Annotated in this window: 4 protein-coding genes; 2 read left to right on the top strand and 2 right to left on the bottom strand. The window is 73.9% G+C overall.

The genetic code is table 11. The features are described 5' to 3' along the window. Positions 1–51: 51 nt before the first annotated feature. Complete coding sequence (locus N866_RS17995; protein ID WP_034229255.1) at positions 52–1,017, bottom strand: carbohydrate ABC transporter permease; 966 nt, start codon at positions 1,015–1,017, stop codon at positions 52–54. A gap of 282 nt (positions 1,018–1,299) precedes the next feature. On the opposite strand from N866_RS17995, the gene N866_RS17990 reads away from it, so the two are divergent. Next, on the top strand, positions 1,300–1,509 hold the full coding sequence (locus N866_RS17990) for a hypothetical protein (protein WP_034229252.1): 210 nt from the start codon (positions 1,300–1,302) through the stop codon (positions 1,507–1,509). Here the strand turns inward: N866_RS17990 and N866_RS17985 are convergent. Continuing rightward, positions 1,494–2,003, bottom strand: coding sequence for an EAL domain-containing protein (locus N866_RS17985; protein WP_034229250.1), 510 nt, complete (start codon positions 2,001–2,003; stop codon positions 1,494–1,496). The genes N866_RS17990 and N866_RS17985 overlap by 16 nt on opposite strands. Here N866_RS17985 and N866_RS22810 point away from each other — a divergent pair. Further along, positions 1,945–2,539: PAS domain-containing protein (locus N866_RS22810; protein WP_155855470.1), on the top strand; the 595-nt coding region annotated here is incomplete at its 3' end. The genes N866_RS17985 and N866_RS22810 overlap by 59 nt on opposite strands.

The following is a 2,539-nucleotide window of genomic DNA, read 5'->3' as shown; positions in this document are numbered from 1 at the left end:
GATCCGCCGGGGCGGGGTCGGCGGGGGCGGGGCGGGGTGCGGTCTGCAGGCTCATGCGTAGTGGACCTTCTTCTCGACGTAGCGCAGCTGCAGCGCGGTGACCGCGAGGAGGACGAGGAAGAGGACGGTGGCGCCGGCCGAGGCGTAGCCGGCCCGGCCGTTGACGAAGCCCTCCTGGTAGATCTGGTACATCAGCGTCGTCGTGCTGCCGAGCGGGCCGCCGGACGTCATCGAGCGGATGACGTCGAAGGACTGCAGCGAGGCGAGCAGCATCGTCACGGTGAGGAAGAACGTCGTCGGCGTGAGCAGCGGCAGGACGACGGAGCGGAGCGTCCGCGCCGGGGAGGCGCCGTCGAGGGCGGCCGCGTCACGCAGGTCCTGCGGTACGGACTGGAGCCCGGCGAGGTAGATGAGGGCGACGTACCCGAGGTTCTTCCACAGGTACACCACGATGATCATCACCAGGGGCCAGGGCTCGGCCGTGTACCACTGGGGCGAGGCGACCCCGAACCAGCCCAGCACCGCCGACATCAGCCCGTAGCGCGGGTCGAAGATGAACAGCCAGAGGATGCCGACGGCGTACCCGGACAGCACGTAGGGGGCGAACGCGACGGTCCGTGCCAGGCCGCGGCCGGGCAGCCGTCGGTCCAGCAGGAGAGCCAGCCCGAGCCCGAGGACCAGGGCCCCGCCGACGGTGGCGAGCGTGAAGACCGCCGTCGTCGTGAGCACCTGCGCCGTCGCCGGGCTGGTGAACCACTCGACGTAGTTGCCGAAGCCGACGAAGCGCGCGACGGGCGACCCGAGGTTCCACTGCATCGTGGACAGGTAGAGGCTCTCCAGCAGCGGGCGGTACACGAACACCAGCAGCAGCGCGACGTTCGGCCCGGCGAGGAGCGCGAACCAGACGAGGGCCCGACGGCGGTGCACCGCACCGGCACGACGGCGCGCCGGGTGCGGGGGCTGGGCTGCGGGGTGGGCCCCGGTGCGGGGACCGGGTGGGGCGAGGACGGCGGCCATGGGCGCGAAGGTAGCCACGGGCGCGGGGGCGAAACGCCGGTCCGCGACGCCGTTGCCGGAGGATTCAGGCAACGTTCACGCAGGTCAGCAGCGGTTCAGGCCGAGGCCAGCCCGGGGCCAGTGCCGGCCCGCCCGCCGTTCACCGCGACGTCGACGGCCGTTGGGCCGTTGGTCCGTGCCGCCCGGGGCGCGAGCCCGCCGCGCGAGGCCGGTCCGCCCGGCCTACCGTCGGCAGGAAGGGCGCCGACGGCGGCGTCCTGGCGCAGCTCCGAGGAGGACGCCATGACCGAGCCGACGGGCGGCACGCCCCAGGACGTGCCCGACGTGCCCGATGACACCCCCGACCCGCTGGGCGACCCCGAGGTCGACGAGGCCCGGGCGGCCGCGGCCGACGACGTCGCCGGGGACGAGGAGGACCCCTACGAGATGCGGTCGATGCCGGCGCAGCCGAACCCGACCGAGGACGACCCGGGCAGCTACCTCAACACCTGAGCGGCGTCGGCCTGACCCGGGGGTCGCGGGCCGGGGAGCACCACGGCGCGGTCGGCCGGACGCGACGCGTCGGTGACCGGCACCTCGGACGCGGGCATGGGCCGTCCGGTCAGGTAGCCCTGGACGTAGTCGCAGCCGAGCTCGACCAGCGCGGCCCGCTGGGCCTCGGTCTCGACCCCCTCGGCCACGACCCGGCGCTCGAACCGGTGGGCGAGCTGGATCATCGAGTCGACGAGGTCGTGGCCCTCGTGCGAGCCGAGCATCGCCGTCACGAACCCCCGGTCGATCTTCACCACCTGCGCCGGCACGTCCCGGAAGGCGGCGAGCCCCGCGTAGCCGGACCCGAAGTCGTCGATGGCGATGCGGACGCCGGAGGCTGCCAGGCGGCGCAGCACGTCCAGGCCCTGCCCCTCCACGTCGAGGGTCTGGTCCTCGGTGATCTCGATCGTGAGGGCGTCGCCGGGCAGGCCGCGGCGGCCCAGCTCGGCGGCCACGTACTCCTCGGACCGTCGGGTGAGCCACTCGGGCCCCGTTTTTCATCCCCGCCGACCGGGGGATGATGCCCCCGGGTCGCGGACCGATCGAGGGGCCTCGGGCTACCGTCATGCCGGCGGGGGTATTCCGGCACGAGGACGAGGCGATGGACGGGTCCGGCGGGCCGGGCGACGACGCCGGCGCGTGGTCGCTCACCGACGTGTGGAGCGAGCGGGACATCCTCGCCGAGGCGGAGGCTCTTGGGCACGTGGGCGCCTGGGCCTGGCACCTCTCGCCGACCAGGTGTGGTGGTCGGACGAGACGTACCGGATCGTCGGCCTCTCCCCGCAGTCGATCCGGGCCACCCGGGAGCGGTTCATGCAGGCGGTGCACCCGGACGACCGGCCGGAGCTCGAACGTCGCCTCAGGGAGGCCCTGGACGGGACCGAGCCCTACCGGGCCGTCCACCGGGTGGTGCGGCCCCGACTTCGCCGTCTCCGCGTAGCCTGTCCCCGGGCGGGCGGAGCCGGTCGAGTTCTCCCTGAGGTTCTCTGCA

Origin of the sequence: Actinotalea ferrariae CF5-4, assembly GCF_000603945.1 — a bacterium.
Lineage (GTDB): Bacteria > Actinomycetota > Actinomycetes > Actinomycetales > Cellulomonadaceae > Actinotalea > Actinotalea ferrariae.
Note: the sequence above shows the minus strand (reverse complement) of the source record. Positions and strands in the feature narration are given on the sequence as shown.

Excerpts from the sequence above, each read along its gene's own strand:
- N866_RS17995 (WP_034229255.1), bottom strand. The coding sequence starts at position 1,017 with ATGGCCGCCGTCCTCGCCCCACCCGGTCCCCGCACCGGGGCCCACCCC.
- N866_RS17990 (WP_034229252.1), top strand. The coding sequence starts at position 1,300 with ATGACCGAGCCGACGGGCGGCACGCCCCAGGACGTGCCCGACGTGCCC.